The following is a 23,577-nucleotide window of genomic DNA, read 5'->3' on the forward strand; positions in this document are numbered from 1 at the left end:
ATGCGTTTCAGTGTGCTCGCAAGTGGCAGTACGGGCAATTCAATATATATAGAGACCGAAGAGCATGCTTTTCTGGTCGATGCTGGACTTAGTGCAAAAAGAATGGAGCAGCAGCTTGAAAACATCGGGCGCTCCATGACGAATGTAGATGGCATCTTTGTCACCCATGAACATAGCGATCACATTAAAGGGATTGGTGTTCTGGCACGAAGATACAAAGTGCCAATCTATGCGAATGAGAAGACTTGGCTTGCGATGAATGGGCTCGTCGGCGAAATTCCGACGGAGCAACGATACCATTTCAATATGGAGACGAATATGTCATTCGGCTCTCTCGACATCCAGTCGTTCGCAGTTTCCCATGACGCCGCGGATCCGATGTTCTACGTATTCCATCAGAATGACCGCAAGCTTTCGATCATCACGGATACGGGGTATGTGAGCGATAGGATGAAAGGGCATATCCAAGGGTCTGATGCGTTCGTGTTCGAAAGCAATCATGACGTCAGCATGCTGCAGATGGGCCGCTACCCATGGTCGGTCAAACGCAGAATCCTGAGCGACGTCGGGCATGTTTCGAATGAAGATGCCGCTGTTGCAATGAGTGAAGTCGTCGCTCAAAAAGAGACAAGAATTTATTTATCGCATCTAAGCAAGGATAATAATATGAAAGACCTCGCAAGGATGAGCGTTGCACAAACATTGGAGGCATGCGGGATCCGCCCGGGGGAATTCGTGCATTTGCATGATACCGACGCGGACAAACCGACAGAGCTTGTCACTGTTTAATAAAGATCGAAAAGCCTTGCCTTCGGGTGAGGCTTTTTGATTGGCGAGAACGGTATGTGCCTTGCCCCGCCTGTAGCTACTCAGCGCTCAAAGAAACGGCTTTCGCGCTCATAGAGACGGCACCAACGCCCAAGCTAACCGATAAACCAACTAAAAGTTAAACAATGACTTGATTCTTATTAACCCGAATGGGGTAAAGTGAGTGTAACTGTCTACAGAGAGGGAGAGGAGAATGGACGAATTCAATCAAAGACCCGGCAATGGAGAAGAAAAGCCGGTCATTCAAGAAACAGAAAGGCATGAAGAACCGCCAAGATACAGCGAAAGACCAGTCAAATCGAAACGTCGTGGCGGCTTTTTAACAGCCCTCTTTGGAGCAATTCTCGGAGGGCTCATCGTCTGGTTCCTCATGAATTCCACTTTCGACAAGGAGAAAGTGACTCCACAAGTCGGCAGCGAGACGACTGGTGAAAACAACCTGACGAGCGAGAGAGTCTCCATCGATATTAATACGGATGTTACTGATGTAGTATCGGAAGTCGCAGATACGGTTGTCGGCATCACCAATCTTCAAACAGTGCGTGACTTTTGGTCGGCGAAGGAAACGACGAGGGAAGGCAGCGGATCGGGAGTCATCTATAAGAAAGAAGGCGACAAGGCGTATATCGTCACTAATCATCACGTCGTCGAAAACGCTGAGGAGTTGGAAATCACGTTCGATGACGGAACGAAGGCTGACGGAAGACTTGTCGGCAGTGATATGTGGACTGATTTGGCCGTCGTGGAAATCGATGCAGCCCATGTTAAAACAGTCATCGAATTTGGTGATTCGGATGCTTTAAAGCGCGGAGAGACGGTCATTGCAATCGGTAACCCGCTCGGCCTTGGCTTTGCAGGTTCCGTAACAATGGGGATTGTCTCTGGGAAGGACCGATCGATACCGATGGATTTCGATCAGAATGGGACGGTCGATTGGCAGGCGGACGTCCTGCAAACAGACGCTGCCATCAACCCGGGAAATTCAGGTGGAGCGCTCATCAATATGGCGGGACAATTGGTCGGCATCAACTCGATGAAAATTTCGGAGTCGACTGTGGAAGGGATCGGTCTTGCTATTCCAATCAATATTGCAGTACCGATCATTAAAGACCTTGAAACGACCGGCACGGTTCAGCGGCCGACAATGGGCGTCAGTCTCTTTAATCTGGAGGATGTCCCTTCATCGGAACGAAGAGGAGTGTTGAAACTGCCGGAGGAGATAGCTGGGGGAGTCATCGTCACCCAAGTATTTCGCAACACACCGGCGGAAGCAGCAGGCGTACAGAAGTATGATGTCATTGTGGAAATGGACGGTAAGAAAATTTCGGACATGGTTGGCTTGCGCAAGCATCTATACAATGACAAAAAGGTCGGGGACATGATGAAAATGAAAGTGTATCGCGATGGAGAACCCATTGATATTGAAATGGAACTGAAAGACGGCAATACATTCTGAGGAATTTAGCATAAAAGCGGGCGAAAAACCGAACAGAGTGTTACACTTTTTACAAGGATGTAATAAATACTTATCCACAACAGGCAGCATAGCAGAACATCAGCTATACTGCCTGTTTTTCTGAATAAGTTATTGACATGTGGATAAGAAATTGAAATTGTGAATAAGTTTGTGTAAAAAATAATGGATGAAAGAAGTGTGGATGATGAAAATATATAGCTGTGAAACCCATATAAATCATGCATTGGACGTACTTGTTGCACAAGAGGAGACATTTCCGATCATGGAAAAAGTCGATGAAGTGAATAAGTTATCCACAAAATGCGAGTACTGTGACACACCCGCAACGTATATTGTGGCGAACAGGTAATCGGGCACAATATGTAGTTTTTCCTGTGGATATGTGTATAAGTTCTGTGCATAACATTTAAGCAAAGGTGGACAACCCTGTGAATATTACAATTGTGTCAGTTGGCAAACTAAAAGAAAAATATTTGAAAATGGGCATCGACGAATATGCCAAACGACTCGGAGCTTATGCGAAAATTGATTTAGTGGAAGTACCGGATGAAAAAGCCCCTGAGTCTTTGAGTGAAGCCGACATGGAAATTGTTAAGAAAAAAGAAGCCGACCGAATTCTCGCGAAAATCAACCCCGATGCATACGTGGTTGCGTTGGCGATTGAGGGTAAAATGAAAACGAGCGAAGAATTGGCTGCGGGGATGGAGTCGTTGATGACGTACGGGCGAAGCAAAGTTGTCTTTGTCATCGGTGGCTCTCTCGGATTACATAATGATGTATTGAAACGGGCAGATGAGTTATTGTCGTTCTCAAAGATGACGTTTCCGCATCAGTTGATGAAATTGGTGTTGTTGGAGCAGGTGTATCGGGGATTTAGGATTATCAAGGGTGAACCGTACCATAAGTAAGTGAGGAAGTGATATTTATAAAGCCATTGGTACAGGTTCCTTGGCTTAAACAACCGAATTACCTGTACCTATGGCCATTGCAGAGTTAATGTTTGCTTCTGTCAAAAATGTTTTTCTTAATAATTAAATAGTTCTTGATCTCGAAGTTTAGATAAAATAGATTTGCCCTGATTTCAAATTCTTCCCTGGTCTTTGGCAATTCTGTTTCCCGTATGGATTGTTCGTATTCCTCTAATAGCTTTAATGCAATGGTTGTATCTCCCGAGTCTACATGTTGGCTGATGTTAAGAAAAATGCCAGCGAGCATGCCTCTTTGTTTGATGTCTAACTCTGATGAAGAAACAATGCTTATAATGCCAACCATCTGTTTTAAGATTTGCAGTTGATCCTCCCGCATTTCGAGATAATAATAATCTTTGTTTTCTTTTCGTAATAGATGGTTTTCTACATCTTGTATAGCAATGTTTTTAGCCCGATTCAGGACATCTTCGACTTCGATTAACTCTTTTCCGTCCCAATTTTGTTCACCGTTTTTTAAAAGAATAGAGAATTGGTATAGAATAGCGCTGAATTTAGTTTCAATTTCCGTTTTATAGTTTTCAATTTCTTTCTTAAAGCTTGGCATAATGCTATTCACGAGCAAGGCGATTCCTATACCAATGAAAATAACGTAAAGTTCATTCAATAAGTTTTCCAAGTTGGCTTCCTTCACTGTGTAAATATGTAAAATAACAACCATACTTGTGACGAAACCTTCCTGAATACGTAATTTTATAAGGGCTGGGACAAAAAACAAGATAAATAAAGTTAATACTATTGGATGATATCCTAATAATTCAAAGCAAATGGAACCAAGAAGTAAAGATAATAGAGACGCAAAGAACTTCTTCCGGATGGAATGTAAAGTTCTTTTTTTTGTCTTCTCAATACACATAATAACGATAATCGCCGCAAATGTTGCAAATTCCAAATCGAATAGACTTGCAATCCATATTGCTAGTCCTGCACCTATTGCAGTCTTAATTGTCCGATATCCCATTCCTACCATATAAGCATCACCTACTGTTTCTATACTTTCATTATACCCAAGCTAATGGCATTTAGTTATTTTGTGCTTGGACTTTAAGATAAGATTGACTTCATAGAATAAATATATTATTCTACAATATGGTTTATTATACCATTTATAGTAATGATTATTTGATATAACTTCAGAAATGGCTTACAATTATAAATGTAAACGCTTCACTTTTTTATATCTAATTGAATAGCAATTTCTTAAAATTTAGGAGGGTTATTATGTTATTAGAAGAAAAAGTTGCATTGATTACAGGAGCTGCGTCGGGTCTAGGAAGAGCACAAGCAATTGAATACGCAAAAGAAGGCGCAAAAATCGTCATTACTGATGTGAATGAAACTGGATTAGCTGAAACAGCAAAATTAATTGAAGATAATAAAGGTACTGTACTCAGTGTTATTGCTGACGTTTCTAAAAAAGAAGATGTACATAAATTGGTCAACGAGGCTCTAAAAGCGTTTGGGACAGTAGATATTTGTGTTAATAATGCGGCTATTTTGGCCGATTTCAAAGCTTCTCTCGATATTACGGAAGAAGAATGGGATAGAATCATGGCTGTTAACGTTAAAGGAGTCTATCTACTGACGAATGAACTTTTACCTTACATGCTTGAGAAAAAGAAAGGGACCTTCATAAATATTGCTTCAATTGGAGGAACAATTGCAGGAGTCGGAGACGCGGCATATATCACTTCAAAGCACGCGGTTGTCGGATACACGAAACAGCTAACATTCAGTTACGCTAAAGATGGCATTCGCGCTGTTTCACTTTGCCCGGGCCTAGTCGATACGCCAATGGTACGATACGCAATTGAGCAAGAACATCCAGCAGCAGCCAGACAAGTAGCTTCTATTCCTTCTGGGCGTGTCGGAAGCCCTGAAGAAGTTGCCGCTTTCTCTGCCTTTTTGGCAAGCGACAAAGCTCAGCATATAAACGGTGTTGAAATGAAAATTGATGGTGGTCAATCCATTGGCTAAGTAAGGAAGAAAATCTTTTAACGGGTTGACACTAGTCAACCCGTTAAAAATTGTTTAAGACTGTAAGACCTATGGATAAATACGATTTAGGGGGCATTTTTACATGGGTAATCTATTAATACGAAAAGCACATATCAAAGATGGCGAGGCTCTTAAAGACATCAAAATTATTGATGGTAAGATTGTTAAAATAGCGGCTGACATTCAAAATGACAATAACTCAAAAGAGATTGATGCAAAAGGCAATGCGGTACTACCCACACTCATTGAAAGTCATATTCATCCCGATAAAGCTTTTCTGGAAGAACGTAAACCGAATCTATCAGGTACTTTAGAGGAAGCTTTGAAGAATACAGCTGAACTAAAGAAATTATACACATACGAAGATGTGAAGGAACGAGCTGAACGAGTGATCCGGTGGTCGGTGCTAAACGGAACTACAATAATGAGAGCTCATCCTGACGTGGATCCCTTCGAAAAGACGCTTGGGGTAGAAGTACTTCTAGATTTAAAAGAGAAATTTAAAGACGTTCTAGATATGCAGATTGTTGCATTCCCTCAAGAAGGCATCATTCAATCACCAGGCGTACTGGAGATGATGGAAGAATCCATCAAAATGGGAGCCGATGTAGTTGGGGGTTGTCCATATAGTGAAAAGACAATGGAAGATACTAAAAAACAACTGGAAATCGTTTTTGACTTGGCGGAAAAATACAACTTGCCGATTGATATGCATGCCGATTTCGGTACCGATGCGAATGATCCTCAAAATACATGTATCGAATTGATATGCGATATGACAATTGAACGAGGATATCAAGGTAGAGTGGCAATAGGACATGTAACAACATTAGGTTCGCTTGATCCAGAAGTTGCGGCGCCTATTTTTGATAAAATTGCCAAAGCGGAAGTATCAATAGTTCCATTGCCTGTTACAGATATGTTTATGACTGGGCGTGCAGAGAGAAAAAACATTCCTCGTGGTATGGCGCCTGTATTGGCAATGATGGAGCGGGGAGTAAATCTGGCGTACTCCTCCAATAATATTCGAAATGCTTTTACGCCATTTGGCAATGCTGATTTAATCGCCGTTGGGTACTTACTGCAAGTTTCACAACAGATGGGCTCCGCGGCACAGCGTCGTTCAGTTTTAGATATGGTAACGTATAACGCAGCTAAAGCAATTGGAATTACGGATACGTACGGTTTGGAAGTTGGGAAAAATGCTGATGTAGTTATCTATGACTGTGATGATTTGAGTAATTTAGTGAATGACCAGCCACTAATTCGTTATGTCATTAAAAATGGTAAGGTCATCGTCCAAAATGAATTGACACAAGATTTGGCACCTGTATTGATGGAAGATTAATAACGTATGAAACTATTATTTTTAATCCGGAAAGGTGAAGAATATTGACTGTAACTACTATGTTAAACAATTCCCGACTACCTGTCTCTGACACTCCACCTTATGATGCGCTGCAAGCGTTTGTTAGAGAAAACCACATCGCTCTTAAAGGAACGGATGAAGGGAATCTTGAAGACCTTGTGTTTGCGGTAAAAGATGTATTTAAGATTTTAGGAAGTACTTATAGTAATGGACATCCGGAATGGCTGCGGACGCATGCTCCAGATGATTTTACTTCTAGCATTGTAACTAAATTATTAACTGCTGGAGCCGATTTAGTAGGGAAAACGGTCTGTGACGAGCTATGTTACAGTATTAGCGGTGAAAACTGGAATTACGGTTCGCCACTTAATCCTCATGACCCTAGACGTTTTGCAGGAGGGTCTTCGAGCGGAACGGGAGTGGCTACGGCAGGCGGTTTAGTCGATTTTGCCATTGGAAGCGACTGCCTGGGATCTGTTCGGGTTCCTGCGAGTTATACGGGAATCTTAGGAATGCGTCCCACTTATGGACGAGTGGCGAACGATGGAGAGGCGCCATATTGCGAGAGCATGGATGTTCTAGGATACGTAGCCGGCAATACAGATATTTTCAGACGAGTTTCTGAAGAAATATTAGGACAAGATACTAAACAAGTACCATTTAATAAGTTGCTTATCGCAGATGATTGTTTTGATTCGATAAACAAAGATGTCGCAGAAGTACTACAGCCTGCTGTTACCCATTTAAAACAAAATTATGAACAAGTTGAACACGTCAGATTAAGTCGTAATGGTTTAGAAGAATGGACAGAGATTTTTAGAATTATTCAGGGGTATGAAGTTTGGGAGAGCTACGGTGGTTGGATAAGAAAACATCGCCCGCATCTTTCACCTGGTCCAAAAGAACGCTTAGCTTGGGCATCTACCATTACCTTGAGCGAGTATAAAGAGGCATTAACTAAAAGGAAACCTATTATTGAAAGAATGAATGAGCTTTTGACAGATGGCGCACTGCTTTGCTTACCTACGGCTGCTTCTGTAGCGCCTTTACGAAATAGCTCTACAGAGGAAATAAATGCCGTCCGTGCCCAATCTAGTAACCTATTATGTATTTCACCTTTATCCGGTACTCCACAGATTACTTTGCCACTAGTTAAACAACATGATGTGCCACTTGGTATTTCGTTAATTGGCGCTCCTGGTTGTGATTTACAGCTAGCGCAGACTGCCGCTGATTTAGTTGATAGTTATACTAATTGAATTGAAAACCTGAAAGATGAGCCGGATAAAGTATCCGGCTTAACCTTTCGATTTTTAAGATATAGAACTAGGTAATTATCATTCCTCTGGGAGGTTTAGGTCAATATGAGTCAATTAGGTATTGGGGCAACACAACAAAAAGGCATGAGGGCGGTTGCTCAAGAGGAAATAAAGGTAACGCAAGACGATGTTACTTTATTCAAGTCTAGAGGGTACGAGAATGAGGACTTGTTACCGAAAACAAAAGATAAACGAAACATGAGTCCCTTGAATTATTTTACATTATGGATGGGGAACTTACATAATATCCCGAACTACGCTGCAGTAGGCGGTTTATTAGTTTTAGGGATAGCACCCCTGAATATAATGATAGCATTAATACTAGGTGCCATTATAACTGGTCTATTTATGGCGTTTAATGGACAAGCAGGTTCAAAATACGGAATTCCCTTCGCACTCCATTTGCGGGCGACATATGGAGACGCTGGAGCTAAACTACCGGGCTTTTTACGTGGTATCGTAGTTGCGATAGGTTGGTTCGGTTTACAAACCTTTGTCGGATCACAAGCCCTGCTTATTATCGTCGGAAAATTATGGCCAGGCTTCCTGGGAATCGGCGGTGACGCTACTTTCCTCGGAATCGGGATGCCAGGACTAGTATGTTTTATCATCTTTTGGCTGGTGAATGTAGGGCTTGGCATAAGTGGGAGTGGATTTTTAAATAAATTCAATACAGTGTTAACTGTCTTCATCTATGTTCTGTTTATCTCCATGGGAATTTGGGGAGTAATTGTTGGCGGCGGTTTTAGTAATATTCTAAACTACGCCATAGAAGGACCGACTCAATCCATCAACCCTCTTTTTGCATACATATTGATCATCAGTGCCGTATTGGCATTCTGGGCTGCTCCAGCAACAAGCGTTGCTGATTTCACGCAAAATGCAAATTCAAACAGGGACCAAATGATTGGACAGTCAATGAGTTTAATTATTGGTTACATCATTTTTGCTTTTACAAGCATCTCCATCCTCATAGGTAGTTCTATTCATTATGGAATGGAACAATGGGATGTGTTAAACGTAATTAATAAGTGGGATAGTTTACCGGCAGTATTCTTTGCAATGCTTATTTTATTGCTAATTACTGTTAACTCGAATGTAACGGCAAATGTCACTCCAGCTGCATATCAATTAACTGCGCTCTTCCCAAAATGGATCAACTATCGAAGAGGAGTCTTCATTGCAAGTATCGTCGGTTTCTTGATCATGCCGTGGAAATTGATGGAGAATCCTGACAGCATTTATACCTTCTTGAGCGGAGTTGGCGCCATTTTAGGTCCTGTAACTGGTGTTATGATCTATCAGTTTTTCTTCGTAACTAAAAAAGAGATTGATCTTAACCAGCTATATTACGATTCGAATGATCCGACAGCGGTCAGTAAGTATAAGGGTGTCAACAAGAATGCATACATTGCAACGATTTTAGGGGTAGTCGTATCTCTAAGTGGTAATTTCATACCATTACTTTCAAGCATCTCCGATATCTCTTGGATAATCGGATTTGTGACAGCATTCATAGCGTATGGATTACTTGTTAAGTTTTCACCAACAATTAATAACGTATAAACTGTTAAAACGGCGACTTGGAGTCATACATGATACAGTAATTAGGTTGTAAATACTTCGATTTATTTAACACGAAAGGTTGAGTTTGTATGAAAATTGGTATCATCGGCGCAGGAGCCATAGGCGGACTTTATGGTGCGGTCTTGTCTGAAACAGGACATGACGTTTACTTAATCGATATATTTAAAGAACATATAGACGCAATCAATACTAAAGGACTTACAATCTTCCATGGTGACGATAAAAAAGTGTATACGAATCTCAAGGCGTTCACTGATGGGAGAGAAATTGGCGAAGAGCTTGATTTAGTTATTGTTTTAGTCAAAACATATATTACTGAAATTGCTATGGAGGAAAATAAAAATCTCTTTGGCGAAAATACGATTGTGTTAACTCTACAGAACGGCATCGGTAATATTGAAAAAATCGCTAAATTTATTGATGAAAGAAAAATTATCGCAGGGAACACGAGTACAGCCGGCTACATTGAGGAGCCTGGTGTCATTCTCCATACAGGCAGTGGGGGCACGGTAATCGGTGAGGTTGATGGTCAAGTCACTGATCGAATTAAAGAGATTCAACGCATGTTTGACCATGAAAAACTCGGAGAATCAAAGATTTCTGAAAATGTAATGTCATTAATTTGGGAGAAGTTAATTGGCAATTGCGGTATTAATCCGTTAGGTGCACTGACCGGCCTGAGAAACGGCGAGTTGGTGGAAAACGAGGAGACTTCTAACTTGCAGGATAAAATTGCGGAAGAATGTCTGATGGTTGCCAAGAGAGCGGGCATTCCTTTACGTTTTACTGACTCCTCTATTATTAAAGACTTGGCTAGGAAAACAGCGCCAAACCAGACTTCGATGCTGGTAGATGTATTAAATAAAAGAAGAACTGAAATTATGGCTATCAATGGCGGAGTTGTTGAAAAAGCCAAAGAACTTGGCTTGGAAGTTCCCATAAATGAAATGCTTGTCAATTTAGTGTTGGCGAAAGAGAAAAGTTATTTAACCAAATAACAGTTGATACTGTTCATTTTGGTCTTGGAGTAGTAATGCAAACGAGGAGGATTCAATTATGATAAGTAATTCAGATTTGAAGCACCTGCGACGTTGTATTGAATTAGCAAAAACTGCGCTAGAGAAAGGGGACGAGCCATTTGGTTCAGTCCTTGTCTCGGCTAGCGGGGACGTACTTGCAGAAGACCATAACCACGTTGCAGGTGGAGACCATACACAACACCCAGAATTTGCTCTGGCACGATGGGCGGCTGCGAACATGACGCCTGAAGAGAGAAGCAAGGCAACAGTATATACCTCTGGTGAGCATTGTCCTATGTGCGCAGCGGCTCACGGCTGGGTAGGGTTAGGCCGGATTGTTTACGCAAGTTCCTCCGCTCAGCTCGTACAGTGGTTGAGTGAAATGGGAGTTGCCCCAGCACGCGTTCGTAATCTTCCTATTGAAGATGTTATTCGTGATACGACAATTGACGGACCTGTCCCTGAACTAGCTGAACAAGTTCGCGAACTCCATCGTCAGTTCCATGCAAGCAGATGATAGACAAAGCAATTAACACATGATAGAGTCCAATCTCCAAAAAGGAGATTGGACTCAGACTGTAGACAAACACTATGAATTTGGGTGTTAGCCTACAGTCTCTTTTCTTTTGAAATAGAGATAAAGCTACAATGTTGATTTACGCTACGAGCGGACGCTTTCCGCGGGCACGGCTTCAGCCGCTTCCCTCGCTGCGCTCAGTCCAGGGTCTTCAGCTCGCGCTGTTCCCGCAGGAGTCGCCGTTCTCCGCTCCAATCAACGGTGTTTTCTATTAACTGAATGAGGTGATGGATATGATGACATGGAATCAAATTAAAGAACGCGAACAGTTGGAAATGCTGACCATAAAGCAGTTGGTTCCTCATGACCATTTGGTGCGCAAACTGGGTGCCGCCCTTGATCAGCCACCAATAGATGATTCAACGTCATATCTGGCAAGATTACTTGGGTGTAGTTGAGGACTTGCGTCACAATCATGAAATCAAAGAAATATACGGGAAGCGTAAAGAGACGATTGAACGTGAACGTGTCTTTGCCGATGCCAAAGATAAGCATGGCATGCGATGGACGACTTAAAAAAATGTAAATACAGGCGATACTGACTTTTGCTGCCTTAAATCTTAAGAAGCTGGCCAGTTGGACGTGGAGAGCGCCGGATATGGAGGCTGAAATGATACCCCTGTCTTAAAGGATTTTCCAGTTGATTGGAGTGCAGGGCGGCGACTCCTGGGGGATTAGCGCAGCGTGAAGACCCCGCAGGAGCGAAGCGACGAGGAGGCTGAGGGCAAGCCCCCGGAAAGCGTCCGCCCGGAACGGAAATCAACGTTATTTCAGTCTACTGACAGTTAGAATGTACATGTTTAAGCAAAAGGGTTGGAAATCTATGATTTCCAACCCTTTTGTCTACAGTCTGAGTCCAATCTCCAAAAAGGAGATTGGACTTTTCTTATTCTCAAATATGAAACATCCATACAACAATCGGTCCAAGAACGGATCCGATGATTGCACTTAATGCCATTGTGATAGAGCTCATCGAAAAGGTGAGTTCACCGTATTCAGCGGCTTTGGCAGTCCCGATTGCATGCGATGCACTTCCAAGGGCAATGCCTCGGCCGATCGGGGTATGCACGCGCGTCCATTTGAAAATAGAAGGTGCAACTATTGCGCCAAAGATACCTGCAATCATAACACAGACAACCGCCAGCGATGCATTTCCGCCCAATCCTCTTGCGACTTCAATTGCAACAGGAGTCGTAAGGGATTTTGGGATAAGGGAAAGGGCTAATGAGTGGTCGATCCGGAAAAGTTTAGCAAGGAGAGCAACACTGACCATCCCCGAACTTGCGCCAACCAAAACCCCTCCTATTATGGGCAATAGATTATCAAGTAAAAAACGACGTTGGTTATACAAAGGATAAGCAAGTGCGACAACGGATGGACCTAATAGGGAACTTATCCATTGCCCTCCAATCATATAGCTGTCATATGAAATATGAAACAATGACAAGATAATGATAATAATAGTAGTCGCAGTTAAAACAGGTATGAGAACTGAGTAAGAATACCGCTTATAGACTTTAGCCATCGCTAGATATGCAATGATGGTTACTAAAATCATACAGAAGGCGAGTGTGGCTTGCTGCATTCTTGATCACCCTTTCTGTTTTGTGCCTTTTTCTCAAAAAATTGTCCTGCCGTACCTGTAATTGCAATGGAAATGACTGTACTTACTAGAACAGCAAGGATGAACAGTGCACCTTGAAAAGAGAGTAACGAGGAATAGTTCATGACACCGACTGTTGTTGGAATGAAGAACAACATTAATAAACTGAGTAGAAATCCCGCTCCACTTTCTATCCATTTCACCGGAATAATTTTAAAACATAAACAAGTGAATAGTAATAAGAGTCCTATAATACTGCCCGGAATGACTAAGTGGAAAAAGTTCTGAATAACGTTTCCAATATACGAAAATATATATAAAATACAAATTTGTAAAACAACGATGAAAGTTTTCATAATGTGTTGCTTAATTTGAAACAACTTCCTTTCTATCTAGAAAAATTTTTCTTTTCCTGATGACCAACCCTTTATCAGCCTTTCGCAGTTGGAAGTATATCATTGCTCTCCTCCCTTTACAACACTGGAATAGGTCATTCACAGACTAAATTTGCTCCATTTCTAATCATATATTAATCTATCTCTCAAAATATATTAGCTTTTGAAAGGTACATTACAGTTATCAATGATTTCAAGGAGGAATTTTACATGAAAATTGTAATTGTACCATCGGGATTTAAAGAATGTTTAGACGCTGAAGAGGTTGCGATCGCGATGGCTAAAGGGGTAAGACGGTTTGATGAGGAAATTGAAGTTGTAGTTGTCCCGATGATTGACGGAGGGGAAGGGTTTGCAAAAACAATTGTGAGCGTAAAGGCCGGTGAATTAATTTATAAAGAAGTGACGGGCCCTGTTGGAAAGAAAATTGTAAGTCATTTTGGGATTTTTACTGAGAACGATAAACGGACGGCTGTAATTGAAATGGCGGCTGTTGCTGGGTTGAAGCATGTTCCCCGAGATCAAAGAAACCCGTTGAAAACGACTACATACGGGGTAGGTGAACTGATACTCGCAGCCCTTGACCTTGGTGTCGACAATATCCTGATTGGGTGTGGGGATTCCGGCACATCTGATGGCGGCTCGGGAATGGCACAAGCTCTTGGTGTGAAGTTTTTCGATCATCATCGTAAGCAGCTGTTCATCCAAGGTGGTGAAGATTTGCTAAAGGTTGCCCATATAGATTCAACACATGTAGACAAACGACTAGCGGATGTTTCCATCGATGTGGCATGCAATTGGACGAACGTACTTTGCGGGGAGAAAGGGGTAGCTCGAGTCTTTGGCCCGCAAAAAGGAGCGACTCCCCACCAAGTGGAAAAATTGTCGGCTGCACTGGAGCACTATGCCGCTTTAATTCAAAAGAATAGTTCACTCGATGTCAGGACATTGCCAGGCAGTGGCGCATCCGGCGGGCTTGGAGCAGGATTAATTGCCTTTACAGGCGCAACCCTTCACCCGAGGTTCGATATTATTAAAAATTATATTGATATAGAGGAGAAAATTGCAGGGGCGGATATCGTACTCACGGCGGAAGGCAGTATCGATTTTCAAACACCGAACGGAAAAATTCCAGCTGAAGTGGCTAGGATTGCGAAAAAGAATCAAATTCCGGTTATAGCGATCACAGGTACGATCGGTAAAGGTGCAGATCTAAACTACCAGGCAGGTATCGATGCATATTCAAGCATCATTCAAAAACCGGCAACATTGGAAAAGGCGATCAGTAAAGCACCCCAATGGATTGAAGACAGTATTGTAGCAGTTCTTCGCCAAGTGAGCGTAGGACTTCGGATTGCTAGAAGAAAAATGGCATAGATGAGGTGGTGGACCGATGATTACGAGAATGAATAAAAGAAGGACAAAAGAAAGCTTCGCAGTTGCTCTAGTCGACAGAATTTCAACGGCAACATTAGGGATTATTAGTGTCCATGTCTTCTACTTGATGATCATTGCTTCAGCCGCCCAACTTGGTTATGCTGCAAAAGTTTCTCTTTTCGCATTTTTGTCTGCCATGACTTTATGGGTTGCAACAAAAATTCCTGCGGGTTTTGTAGCAATCTCGTTACTCATATTTATTGTTTTATTAAAGGCAGGTAAACCAGAGCTCCTCTACAATTCCCTGTCGGAGGAAATTGTGTGGCTGATGGTCGGCTCATTTATTATAGGTGAAGCGGTCAAACAATCAGGGCTTGCAACGCGTTTCGTTGAGTCGATTGTAAAATACTCCAGCAATAAGAATAGAGTGCTAGGAGGTGTTTCGTCGGCATTGTTCGCTTCCGCCTTTTTTATTCCATCCACTTCTGGAAGGGCCGCTCTTTCCATGCCGATGTTGGAACAGTTGCGCAACAAGTTTTCCGCTAAGGAACAAAGCGTGTTGGCAATCATGGCGCCAGTCGTTATTTTAATGAGTACTTCCGCAACATTAATAGGAGCCGGCTCCCATCTGATTGGAATAGGGTTATTGGAAACGACGGTCGGACGGTCCATATCCTTTGTCCAATGGCTTGTTTGGGGTGTACCGTTTGCCCTCGTTATCACTATTATTACAGTCGTGGTTATAAAGTTCATGTTATGGCCAAAAGAAGCATCGAACGAATTTGAATCGACGGAGAGCAGAAATGATATTTTGCCGAATAGACCATTTGGGAAAAACGAAAAAAAGACATTGGTCATCATATTTATTTTGATGGCCGGCTGGCTGTCAGAGAGCATTCATGGTTATGATATTGCATTTATTACGATGCTTGGCGCGGTGCTTGTCATGCTTCCAAACTATGGAGTGATTACTTGGAAACAAGGAATCAAGGCGGTATCATGGAATCTTATTCTATTTGTAGCTGCGGCAACTGCACTTGGCCAAGTCTTAGTAGACACTGGCGTTGTCTCTTGGATAGAGAAAGGGATGTTCAGCGCTATTCACCTGTTTAGCGAGGCGCCTGAGTGGGTGGTTGTAAGTATTATTTTACTTGTTACGATCACGAGCCATTTATATATTACATCTCATACGACAAGGGCGATTGTTTTCATCCCAAGTTTTATCTTGTTCAGTCAAAGTATTGGAATGGACCCAGCTGCGGTAGTTTTTCTAAGTTTAATAGGGATGAATTACTGCATAACAGTACCTGTCAGCTCGAAGGCATTATTGCTTTTCTACGAAGAAGGTGAAGTTTCCTACGATGCAAAGCAGCTAGCCAAAATCAGCTCCGTTTTAATGCCGATTTACTTACTAGTCATGCTGTTATTTTATTTTACGTACTGGCAGTGGACAGGACTGCATTTATAAATGAGGTGATAAAATGTCTGACCATATATTAATTATCGAAGATGATAATAAAATTGCTCGAATCATTCAGCTGGAACTGGAGTATGAAGGTTATGAAGTGAGCATCGCCCACACAGGCAGGGAGGGTATGGCCTTAATTGAAAACGAAAAGGTAGATTTGGTGATTCTGGATGTCATGATTCCGGAATTAAATGGAATGGAAGTACTTCGACGTATCCGTCAGGCGAATAACGAAATTATTGTTATTATGCTAACAGCAAGAAGTTCAGTGTTTGACAAAGTGAACGGCCTTGACTTGGGTGCTAATGATTATATGACAAAACCATTCGAAATTGAGGAACTGTTGGCCAGGATCCGCACGAACCTGCGTTTTAAGCCGAAAAGCGTTTCGGTGAAAAAAACAATCCATAAAATTGGCTCTGTTGAAATCAATACAAATACGAGAGAAGTGTACAAATACGGCAATTTAGTGGAGTTGACTCCGAAGGAATATAATTTGCTGCTCTACTTGGTGACGAATAAAAATCAGGCGATAGAGCGTGAACAAATTTTAACAGAAGTATGGGGCTATGACTATTATGGAGATACAAATATAGTAGATGTTTACATCCGCTACTTGCGAAAGAAATTAATTGACTCAAAGGAAGAATCATTCATTCAAACTGTCCGTAGTGTCGGTTATATGATAAAGGATTAACATCATGAAATTGCAAACGAGAATACAGTTATTTACGACGGTTGTATTAATCGTGCTGTTACTAGCTGCAAATACGAGCATTTATTTTATCTTTAAAAACACAAGTATTTCATCAGAACTAAATCGTTTGTCGAACATCTCCAATCATATCCTTATAGAAATGAACGAGAAACCGGAAATTTCAATGGAATCCATGTTGCAAGCATATTTACTTAGTGACGGACTGATCCGAACTGTAGTTAAAAAGGAAAGGCACCCGTCCATTCAGGTTTTTACTGACAATACCTATCGAACAATTCCATCCAGCTATTATGAAAAACAGTTTGAGGGAGTCTTTGAATTTGAAGATTCGATGTTTGCTATCGTTTCCATTCCTGCAATAAGTGAAGGCGGAGAAATTATCAACCTGCAGTTGATTGAGAATATTGATCTGTTGTATGAAAATATACAGGAATTAAAATGGGTGTTAGTGATGACTACAATAGTCGTTATAATCATTTTATATTTCACAAGCGGTTTTGTAGGAAGGTTAATTTTACTACCGATTCAACGATTGACGAATACGATGAACACGATTGAAAAAAGAGGGTCATTTGAAAAGATTGCTGTTGCTTGTGAATCGAAGGATGAAATAAATAAAATGGCCATGACCTTTAATCGAATGATGATAAAGCTAGAAGCGAGCTACTTAAAGCAAGAACAATTTGTTTCAGATGCTTCTCATGAATTGAAGACGCCTTTGACGGTCATAGATAGTTACATAAAAATGTTGAAGCGTTGGGGGAAAGAGAGACCGGATATGCTTGAGGAAGCTATCCACTCAATTGAATCGGAATCGCGCCATATGAAATATTTAACCGAACAGCTTTTGCAATTGGCGAAAGTGGAAGAGGGTATTGAATATGAAAAAGAAGTGGTGGATATTGCCGCTATTGTTCGAAGCACGATTCAGCGGCTGCAGCCGTCCTTTAAACATACAATTCACTTTCTGAATGATTCCGGTTATAGTTACGTCAAAATACATGAACAAAGCTTTGTTCAATTGCTTGTTATTTTGCTTGATAATGCTAATAAGTACAGTGACGACAGCATAACGGTGGAAATGACGGAAAGTAACGGCTTTGTAAGTATTACGGTGAAAGACAGGGGAGTCGGCATACCGAAAGATGCACAAGCCTTTGTATTTGATAGAATGTTCCGGGTTGATAAGACGCGAAGCCGCAAAACGGGCGGAACAGGGCTTGGCCTGGCAATTGCAAAAAAGGTCGTAGAGCAGCATGACGGCAAAATCATTCTTGAAAGTGTAGAAGGAATGGGTTCGAATTTTATCGTGACCCTTCCGAAGCTGGAGGTATAAAAAATGAAGGTGAAGCTCCTTCTGATAGGTTTTATTATTCTTGGCCTATTGTTTTCGCTGTTTCAGATTTTTGGTGATTCTTCAGCGGAATTCACTGAACAAGAAGCCCAAGATATAGCTATAAAGCTCTACGGTGGAAAAGTGCTCGACTATGCCGAGCAAAATGGCGACTATGAAATAACGCTTGAGAACGATAGAGGTGTTTATTATTTGGTTGTCGATGGGAAAAACAAAAAAGTGAATACAATAAAACTTATTGAGAAAAAAGACGAACTTGATTCCGCAGGAGGAAAAGTCGTTAGCGGTACTATCGACATCCCTGGCAATGAAGATCATGTAGACAGCAGGATAAACATAAGTGAAGAAAAGCTGGAGGCGATATATGAAAAGAAGGCAATAGAAATCGCTTTGAAGCAAGCCCATGGAATCATTACGAATGTTGTAAAAGTCACTACACAAAAAGGTGATCATTATAAAGTAACAATTGATAGCGTGAAAGAAGTTGCTCATGTATATGTTCAATCAGACACAGGTAAAGTATCCTCCGTGTCATCCATCCCGAAAAAACAAAGGTATGATGACGACGATGATCATGAGGGCGAAACTGAAGATATTGCCGACGATGATTAACATGCCACCAAGGTATTTTTAATGAGAAGTAGAAAACACCAGCTTCTACCGGCCGGTGTTTTTAGCTATCAGTATTCTGAAGTTCCTCGTAAAGTGCGTGAGCCTTTTGCTCGGCTATTTGCTGATCCTTATCATAGATGGTGATCAGTTTGTTTCCAATAATAAAGTTGAATTGTTTCGTCATGTTATTCACCTACCTTTGAATCTATCTTTATAAATACCACTTCTGAGCGGTTTCTAAACATCACGCATAGTTTCTGGATATTTTACAATACTAAGATCGCCGCAACTTATCTTATGTGCAGGAGGGGAAAACATAAATGGCGAATGATTCAAAACCGAGCTGGAAAAAGGACCATCCGAGCACTTTCTTAAGCAATTCTGTTCTTAAGGCGGATCGATCGGTAAAGCAGGCGATGTCACATCCGGAAGAGATGGCAGCGGAGCATGCGTTCAATTCAATCTTACGTGCTGAAAATGCATTCGCGAACGCAGTGGAACGCAATGAACATATGGATACAGTTCAGCAGAACAAAGAACAGTTGGACTTGATGAGACAGCAATTGAATGAAGTGCATGAGCAAGTGGAAGATCAGTAAGAACTGTACGGCCATGACCCCCAAAGGCTTTCGGGGGTTCTTTTTACGTTATACTTACTGTACAGGAATAAAGGAAGTGAATGATAAATGATTTACGCAATTGTAGTATTTATATTTGCAGGACTTGCTGAAATAGGTGGAGGTTACCTCATATGGCTATGGTTAAGGGAGGGTAAGCCGTTTTATTGGGGTATGTTGGGTGGCGTAGCTTTAATTTTATATGGGGTAATAGTTACCTTTCAATCATTCCCTTCGTTCGGCAGAGTGTATGCTGCGTATGGGGGGATATTCGTCGTTCTTTCCGTATTATGGGGATGGGGCATTGATAGAAAAACACCTGATTTATATGACTGGCTAGGTGCGGCTATTTGCATAGTCGGTGTTTCGGTGATGTTATTGGCACCGAGGCAGTAAAATTCGAAATTGATTGTGTTCCTGCTATCCACGCAAACATTGATATAATAGAGGAGTGTCACAAGCTGAACGATAGCTTTGACACTCTTTTTTCATATGACAGATTAACTGGGGAGTTGAACTATAAATGAACAAGAAAGCAATAGCGGATTTTCGCAAACGTTTTAAGTTGGATACAGATCTATTGAGAATCATTGATATTTACAATGTATACATTCGGCAGGAGAGCAATGAAATCTATCACGAGGTGAGCCAACCTTTCGCCCTCTTGGATCGGGAGCAGCAAGAATTATTCCTCTCCAATTTCAAGAAAGTGCTGGGTGGCAAACTGGATGCAAAGCTTTTCGAAGTGAAGTTCCGAAGTCAAATGGAAGAGGAAGCAGACCATACGCAGCAGGTTCTCTATGCTGGTCTCCAGTCGGACAACGTCGAGGAATGGAAGGCAGAAATGCAAAAAATTGCTCAAAAGATGATCCAAGACACGCAATATGAAAAAGACATCGTTGTCACATTCATAAGAGGGAATTATTACAGACCGACGAAACGGCATAGCGAAGAGGCAGAAGTGGCGGACAGGGATGAAGTGTACAAAAACCCATTCATTCTCTGCAGCATGAATCAGACCGATCTGCCGAAACAATCTCTTGTATTTGATTTTAATGAGAAGATATTCAAGTCTCGTATTACGCTTGACCCGGTCATCAATCTGACGTCCCCGATCGGCGGCTTTTTATTCCCGTGCTTTACGGATAATGCGGCAGACGTCAATCACGTCCTATATGCTGCGGGGAAAGTGAATAAGCCTAATTTCCACTTTATCGAAAATGTGTTGGACGGCGAGGAAATCATGACTGCCGAGGAAGATAAAGTCGTTTTTGAAGAGATTGTAAAGTCGGTTGTCGGTGATGAAATGAATACACGAACGATTGCGAGCGTATATGACGAGATTCAGCGCATGATGGAAGTGGATGACGAGGATGAGGAAGATGAGAGCATTCCTACCTTGGACACAAAAGAAGTTACTCGCGTCCTGAAGGCGAGCGGCGTGGAGGATGTCGATACCGAGAAGGTGGAAATGGCATTCCGGAAAGTGATCGATGATGACAAGTATGAGATGAAAGCAAGCCATATCGTCCCAAGCTATACATCGAAATCGATCAAAATCCAAACGAAAGTGGCAAACATTGCAATCAGCCCGCAGGACTTGCGGTTTGTAAGGCAAGTTGAAGTGAACGGTAAAACTTGCATTTTAATTGAGGTGGAAGAGGACACGATGATTGAAGGATTTACACTCCTTTCGGAAGAGCTGTTGGATTAAAAGAGAAATGGAACACGTACTTTAATAATTTCTCATTTTAAAGACAAGCTAAGGGAAAAGAGAAAGGTGATCACATGGATACCAAACATGGATCAGAACGTGCACAGCATGAATAAACCCTTCATACCACAGCTTGTCTATTTTGAACCAAATGCATTGGAATATCCGCTTGGAAAAGAATTGAAAGAGAAGTTCGAGAAAATGGGGATTGAAATCCGTTTTACAACATCACATAATCAAATTCGGGATTTGCCGGGCGAGACGGATGCCCAAAAGTATCGAATCGCTAAATCGACGTTAGTCGTCGGGATTCGAAAAACGTTGAAGTTCGATACATCGAAGCCGTCAGCGGAGTATGCCATTCCATTAGCCACGGGATGCATGGGGCATTGCCATTATTGTTATTTACAGACGACAATGGGGACCAAACCGTATATACGGACATACGTGAACGTAGAGGAGATCCTCGAAGCGGCCGACAACTATATCGAAGAACGGGCACCTGAAATCACCAGGTTCGAAGCAGCTTGTACATCGGATATTGTGGGAATTGATCATTTGACTCATTCATTGAAAAGGGCAATTGAACATTTCGGCCAAACTGAACTGGGGCGGCTTCGGTTCGTGACCAAGTTCCATTACGTGGATCATTTGCTTGACGCGAAGCACAATGGACACACGCGATTCCGATTCAGTGTCAACGCCGATTATGTCATCAAAAACTTTGAGCCGGGAACATCTCCTTTGGCGAAACGCATTGAGGCCGCGGGGAAGGTGGCGAGGGCAGGCTACCCACTTGGGTTTATCGTAGCGCCCATTTACATCCACGAAGGCTGGGAGGAAGGGTACAGGCATCTGTTTGAGCGTCTCGATGAGGAGTTGCCACAGGATGCCCGGGAAGACATCACCTTTGAATTCATTCAGCACAGATTTACGAAGCCTGCGAAAAGGGTCATCGAGAAAAACTATCCGAAGACAAAGCTCGAGTTGGATGAGGAGAAGCGGCGCTACAAATGGGGGAAGTACGGCATTGGCAAATATATTTATCAGAAAGACGAAGAGGATGAATTGAAGGATCGCTTATATAGCTATATGGAACAGTACTTTCCGAAAGCCAAAATAGAATATTTCACGTGAAACAAAATGAGTAGCACAATAGAACAAAAAAGTATCAGCACAACCCTAATGTTTTCGGGAGTCGCTGATACTTTTTGAATTAAATCACAATCACGCCAAGTAGAACTGCAATGATTAAGAGGACGATACTGAGTCCCCACATCATCATGAAGGAATAGCGGATATGTTTCCCCATTTCCAATCCGGCGAGTCCTAACGCCAACCAAAGCGCTGGTGATAATGGACTGACAAATGTACCGATAATGTTTCCGATGATCATTGCATAAGCCGTAGAAAGTGATGGGATGCCGAACGACAGAGCAACCTGGTCAATAATCGGCAGCAGGGCAAAATAGTATGCATCCGTGCTTAACAACAAGTCGAAAGGTACTCCGAATACACCGATGATGATATGCAAATATGGAGTGACGAATGCCGGCAAAACTTTCACTAGATCTGTAGCAATTGAGGTCAACATATTCGTACCGTTTAAAATTCCTAGGAAAGATCCAGCTGCCAAAATAATCGTCGCCATCATTATTCCGCCTGGCGCATGCTCTTTAATGCGTTCCATTTGGTCTTTAACTTTCGGGAAGTTGAGTGGCAGTGCAATACTGACGCCGATCATAAATGCAAAACCTGCTGGAATGATACCCCATACAAGAACGCCGATGACAGCAATTGCGAGAAAGGCATTGATCCAAAGAAGCTTGGGACGCTTTAAATCATTCTCTTCTGCAACAGTGGCCGCCAATTGTGCTTCCGCAATTGTTTCATCGGAAACTCCTTCTTCAATCGTACCTTCGCCTAACGAAGCTTTTTTCGCTATTAAGCGTTTTTCACGATAGCCTAGAGCGACTGCAAGGATAATTAATAAAACAAGGCCGATAATCTGAATTTGAATAAGTGGCCTCCATAGCTCCGTCACATCCACATCCAGCACAGAAGCTGTTCTACCGAGCGGACCAGCCCAAGGCACCATATTCATAATGGCGGCAGCTGTTCCAACAAGCATCAGGAGCAAATATGGATTCATTTTTAACCGTTTGTACAAAGGCAGCAATGCCGGAATTGTAATGAGGAATGTCGATGCGCCGGAACCATCCAAGTGTGCGATTGCGGCAATGATAACAGTGGCAACGGCAACTGCAATGACATTTCCCCGGGAAACTGCAATCATTTTATTAATGAGCGGATCGAATAAACCGACGTCTTGCATGATTCCGAAAAATAAAATCGCAAAGATGAACATAATGGCAACGCTTGCAACTTTAGTTGTACCTTCTGTGAAAAACACACCAATTTCATCGAAACTGAAGCCTGCAGCAAATGCCCCTGCAACTGGCACTAACACGAGTCCGACAATGGGAGAAACTTTCCCGCTAATAAGTAAAGCTACAATGATGACGATTGTTATCAAACCTATAATACTTAGCATATTGT

24 protein-coding genes and 1 pseudogene are annotated in these 23,577 nt (G+C 42.0%); 21 read left to right on the top strand and 4 right to left on the bottom strand.

Features of this window, described 5'->3' with window-relative positions:
* The 4 genes from OC538_RS11135 (at position 1) to rlmH (ending at position 3,213) form a co-directional block, all read left to right on the top strand.
* Positions 1–789 (top strand): MBL fold metallo-hydrolase, encoded by a 789-nt coding sequence (locus tag OC538_RS11135; protein WP_251695820.1) that lies wholly within the window; start codon positions 1–3, stop codon positions 787–789.
* Between the two features lie 232 nt (positions 790–1,021).
* Positions 1,022–2,284, top strand: coding sequence for a S1C family serine protease (locus OC538_RS11140; protein ID WP_251695818.1), 1,263 nt, complete (start codon positions 1,022–1,024; stop codon positions 2,282–2,284).
* Positions 2,285–2,486: 202 nt separating this feature from the next.
* Positions 2,487–2,654, top strand: a complete 168-nt coding sequence (locus tag OC538_RS11145; protein WP_410055872.1) for a CxxH/CxxC protein — start codon at positions 2,487–2,489, stop codon at positions 2,652–2,654.
* 79 nt (positions 2,655–2,733) lie between these two features.
* Entirely contained in the window at positions 2,734–3,213 is a 480-nt protein-coding gene (rlmH, locus tag OC538_RS11150) for a 23S rRNA (pseudouridine(1915)-N(3))-methyltransferase RlmH (RefSeq protein ID WP_251695814.1), read from the top strand.
* 85 nt (positions 3,214–3,298) lie between these two features.
* Here rlmH and OC538_RS11155 read toward each other — a convergent pair whose 3' ends face one another.
* Complete coding sequence (locus tag OC538_RS11155) at positions 3,299–4,261, bottom strand: aromatic acid exporter family protein (protein ID WP_251695812.1); 963 nt, start codon at positions 4,259–4,261, stop codon at positions 3,299–3,301.
* 251 nt (positions 4,262–4,512) lie between these two features.
* Here OC538_RS11155 and OC538_RS11160 point away from each other — a divergent pair, with 251 nt between their 5' ends.
* The 8 genes and pseudogenes from OC538_RS11160 to OC538_RS11195 form a co-directional block, all read left to right on the top strand.
* Entirely contained in the window at positions 4,513–5,268 is a 756-nt protein-coding gene (locus tag OC538_RS11160; protein WP_251695810.1) for an SDR family NAD(P)-dependent oxidoreductase, read from the top strand.
* A 103-nt stretch (positions 5,269–5,371) separates the two neighbouring features.
* Complete coding sequence (locus OC538_RS11165) at positions 5,372–6,637, top strand: amidohydrolase family protein (RefSeq protein WP_262175451.1); 1,266 nt, start codon at positions 5,372–5,374, stop codon at positions 6,635–6,637.
* A gap of 44 nt (positions 6,638–6,681) precedes the next feature.
* A complete protein-coding gene (locus tag OC538_RS11170) occupies positions 6,682–7,917 on the top strand; it encodes an amidase (protein ID WP_251695806.1) in 1,236 nt (411 codons plus the stop codon).
* A 105-nt stretch (positions 7,918–8,022) separates the two neighbouring features.
* Entirely contained in the window at positions 8,023–9,543 is a 1,521-nt protein-coding gene (allW, locus tag OC538_RS11175; protein WP_251695804.1) for an allantoin permease, read from the top strand.
* A gap of 89 nt (positions 9,544–9,632) precedes the next feature.
* Positions 9,633–10,562: a ketopantoate reductase family protein gene (locus OC538_RS11180; RefSeq protein WP_251695802.1), complete on the top strand. Its 930-nt coding sequence runs from the start codon at positions 9,633–9,635 to the stop codon at positions 10,560–10,562.
* A 58-nt stretch (positions 10,563–10,620) separates the two neighbouring features.
* Complete coding sequence (locus OC538_RS11185; protein ID WP_251695800.1) at positions 10,621–11,100, top strand: nucleoside deaminase; 480 nt, start codon at positions 10,621–10,623, stop codon at positions 11,098–11,100.
* A 293-nt stretch (positions 11,101–11,393) separates the two neighbouring features.
* Positions 11,394–11,558, top strand: a complete 165-nt coding sequence (locus OC538_RS11190) for a hypothetical protein (protein ID WP_251695930.1) — start codon at positions 11,394–11,396, stop codon at positions 11,556–11,558.
* Positions 11,515–11,788, top strand: a pseudogene (locus OC538_RS11195) (transposase); the annotation flags it as partial. The gene OC538_RS11190 and the pseudogene OC538_RS11195, both read left to right, overlap by 44 nt.
* 264 nt (positions 11,789–12,052) lie before the next feature.
* On the opposite strand, the gene OC538_RS11200 reads toward OC538_RS11195, so the two are convergent.
* The gene (locus tag OC538_RS11200; protein WP_251695798.1) at positions 12,053–12,745 is read right to left on the bottom strand and encodes an LrgB family protein; all 693 of its coding nucleotides are present in this window, start codon (positions 12,743–12,745) and stop codon (positions 12,053–12,055) included.
* Complete coding sequence (locus tag OC538_RS11205; RefSeq protein WP_251695927.1) at positions 12,715–13,119, bottom strand: CidA/LrgA family holin-like protein; 405 nt, start codon at positions 13,117–13,119, stop codon at positions 12,715–12,717. Before OC538_RS11205 ends, OC538_RS11200 begins: the two co-directional genes overlap by 31 nt.
* A 249-nt stretch (positions 13,120–13,368) precedes the next feature.
* Between OC538_RS11205 and OC538_RS11210 the strand changes: the two genes are divergently transcribed.
* The 9 genes from OC538_RS11210 (at position 13,369) to splB (ending at position 22,155) form a co-directional block, all read left to right on the top strand.
* Entirely contained in the window at positions 13,369–14,535 is a 1,167-nt protein-coding gene (locus OC538_RS11210; protein WP_251695796.1) for a glycerate kinase, read from the top strand.
* Between the two features lie 16 nt (positions 14,536–14,551).
* Positions 14,552–16,003, top strand: coding sequence for an SLC13 family permease (locus OC538_RS11215; protein ID WP_251695794.1), 1,452 nt, complete (start codon positions 14,552–14,554; stop codon positions 16,001–16,003).
* Between the two features lie 13 nt (positions 16,004–16,016).
* Positions 16,017–16,700 carry a response regulator transcription factor gene (locus OC538_RS11220; protein WP_262175460.1) on the top strand — a complete coding sequence of 228 codons (684 nt, stop codon included), beginning with the start codon at positions 16,017–16,019 and terminating at the stop codon, positions 16,698–16,700.
* A 4-nt stretch (positions 16,701–16,704) separates the two neighbouring features.
* Positions 16,705–18,057 carry a sensor histidine kinase gene (locus OC538_RS11225; protein WP_251695792.1) on the top strand — a complete coding sequence of 451 codons (1,353 nt, stop codon included), beginning with the start codon at positions 16,705–16,707 and terminating at the stop codon, positions 18,055–18,057.
* A 3-nt stretch (positions 18,058–18,060) separates the two neighbouring features.
* The gene (locus OC538_RS11230; RefSeq protein WP_251695790.1) at positions 18,061–18,687 is read left to right on the top strand and encodes a PepSY domain-containing protein; all 627 of its coding nucleotides are present in this window, start codon (positions 18,061–18,063) and stop codon (positions 18,685–18,687) included.
* Positions 18,688–19,007: 320 nt separating this feature from the next.
* Positions 19,008–19,286, top strand: a complete 279-nt coding sequence (locus OC538_RS11235) for a hypothetical protein (protein WP_251695789.1) — start codon at positions 19,008–19,010, stop codon at positions 19,284–19,286.
* A gap of 87 nt (positions 19,287–19,373) precedes the next feature.
* Entirely contained in the window at positions 19,374–19,700 is a 327-nt protein-coding gene (locus OC538_RS11240) for a YnfA family protein (RefSeq protein ID WP_251695787.1), read from the top strand.
* A 127-nt stretch (positions 19,701–19,827) separates the two neighbouring features.
* Positions 19,828–21,018 carry a DUF4317 domain-containing protein gene (locus OC538_RS11245; RefSeq protein ID WP_251695786.1) on the top strand — a complete coding sequence of 397 codons (1,191 nt, stop codon included), beginning with the start codon at positions 19,828–19,830 and terminating at the stop codon, positions 21,016–21,018.
* A 108-nt stretch (positions 21,019–21,126) separates the two neighbouring features.
* Positions 21,127–22,155, top strand: a complete 1,029-nt coding sequence (gene splB / locus OC538_RS11250) for a spore photoproduct lyase (RefSeq protein WP_251695926.1) — start codon at positions 21,127–21,129, stop codon at positions 22,153–22,155.
* Between the two features lie 79 nt (positions 22,156–22,234).
* Here the strand turns inward: splB and OC538_RS11255 are convergent, their stop codons facing one another.
* Positions 22,235–23,572: a CitMHS family transporter gene (locus OC538_RS11255; RefSeq protein ID WP_251695785.1), complete on the bottom strand. Its 1,338-nt coding sequence runs from the start codon at positions 23,570–23,572 to the stop codon at positions 22,235–22,237.
* Positions 23,573–23,577 lie beyond the last annotated feature (5 nt).

The organism is Saccharococcus sp. Marseille-Q5394 (genome assembly GCF_946901335.1).
Taxonomy (GTDB): Bacteria; Bacillota; Bacilli; order Bacillales_A; family Planococcaceae; genus Sporosarcina; species Sporosarcina luteola_C.

Bases quoted from the DNA above. Each gene is read 5' to 3' on its own strand.
- OC538_RS11135 (WP_251695820.1), top strand. From the start codon at position 1: ATGCGTTTCAGTGTGCTCGCAAGTGGCAGTACGGGCAATTCAATATAT.
- OC538_RS11140 (WP_251695818.1), top strand. From the start codon at position 1,022: ATGGACGAATTCAATCAAAGACCCGGCAATGGAGAAGAAAAGCCGGTC.
- OC538_RS11145 (WP_410055872.1), top strand. From the start codon at position 2,487: ATGATGAAAATATATAGCTGTGAAACCCATATAAATCATGCATTGGAC.
- OC538_RS11155 (WP_251695812.1), bottom strand. From the start codon at position 4,261: ATGGTAGGAATGGGATATCGGACAATTAAGACTGCAATAGGTGCAGGA.
- OC538_RS11160 (WP_251695810.1), top strand. From the start codon at position 4,513: ATGTTATTAGAAGAAAAAGTTGCATTGATTACAGGAGCTGCGTCGGGT.
- OC538_RS11165 (WP_262175451.1), top strand. From the start codon at position 5,372: ATGGGTAATCTATTAATACGAAAAGCACATATCAAAGATGGCGAGGCT.
- allW (WP_251695804.1), top strand. From the start codon at position 8,023: ATGAGTCAATTAGGTATTGGGGCAACACAACAAAAAGGCATGAGGGCG.
- OC538_RS11180 (WP_251695802.1), top strand. From the start codon at position 9,633: ATGAAAATTGGTATCATCGGCGCAGGAGCCATAGGCGGACTTTATGGT.
- OC538_RS11185 (WP_251695800.1), top strand. From the start codon at position 10,621: ATGATAAGTAATTCAGATTTGAAGCACCTGCGACGTTGTATTGAATTA.
- OC538_RS11190 (WP_251695930.1), top strand. From the start codon at position 11,394: ATGATGACATGGAATCAAATTAAAGAACGCGAACAGTTGGAAATGCTG.
- OC538_RS11200 (WP_251695798.1), bottom strand. From the start codon at position 12,745: ATGCAGCAAGCCACACTCGCCTTCTGTATGATTTTAGTAACCATCATT.
- OC538_RS11205 (WP_251695927.1), bottom strand. From the start codon at position 13,119: ATGAAAACTTTCATCGTTGTTTTACAAATTTGTATTTTATATATATTT.
- OC538_RS11210 (WP_251695796.1), top strand. From the start codon at position 13,369: ATGAAAATTGTAATTGTACCATCGGGATTTAAAGAATGTTTAGACGCT.
- OC538_RS11215 (WP_251695794.1), top strand. From the start codon at position 14,552: ATGATTACGAGAATGAATAAAAGAAGGACAAAAGAAAGCTTCGCAGTT.
- OC538_RS11220 (WP_262175460.1), top strand. From the start codon at position 16,017: ATGTCTGACCATATATTAATTATCGAAGATGATAATAAAATTGCTCGA.
- OC538_RS11225 (WP_251695792.1), top strand. From the start codon at position 16,705: ATGAAATTGCAAACGAGAATACAGTTATTTACGACGGTTGTATTAATC.
- OC538_RS11230 (WP_251695790.1), top strand. From the start codon at position 18,061: ATGAAGGTGAAGCTCCTTCTGATAGGTTTTATTATTCTTGGCCTATTG.
- OC538_RS11235 (WP_251695789.1), top strand. From the start codon at position 19,008: ATGGCGAATGATTCAAAACCGAGCTGGAAAAAGGACCATCCGAGCACT.
- OC538_RS11240 (WP_251695787.1), top strand. From the start codon at position 19,374: ATGATTTACGCAATTGTAGTATTTATATTTGCAGGACTTGCTGAAATA.
- OC538_RS11245 (WP_251695786.1), top strand. From the start codon at position 19,828: ATGAACAAGAAAGCAATAGCGGATTTTCGCAAACGTTTTAAGTTGGAT.
- splB (WP_251695926.1), top strand. From the start codon at position 21,127: ATGAATAAACCCTTCATACCACAGCTTGTCTATTTTGAACCAAATGCA.
- OC538_RS11255 (WP_251695785.1), bottom strand. From the start codon at position 23,572: ATGCTAAGTATTATAGGTTTGATAACAATCGTCATCATTGTAGCTTTA.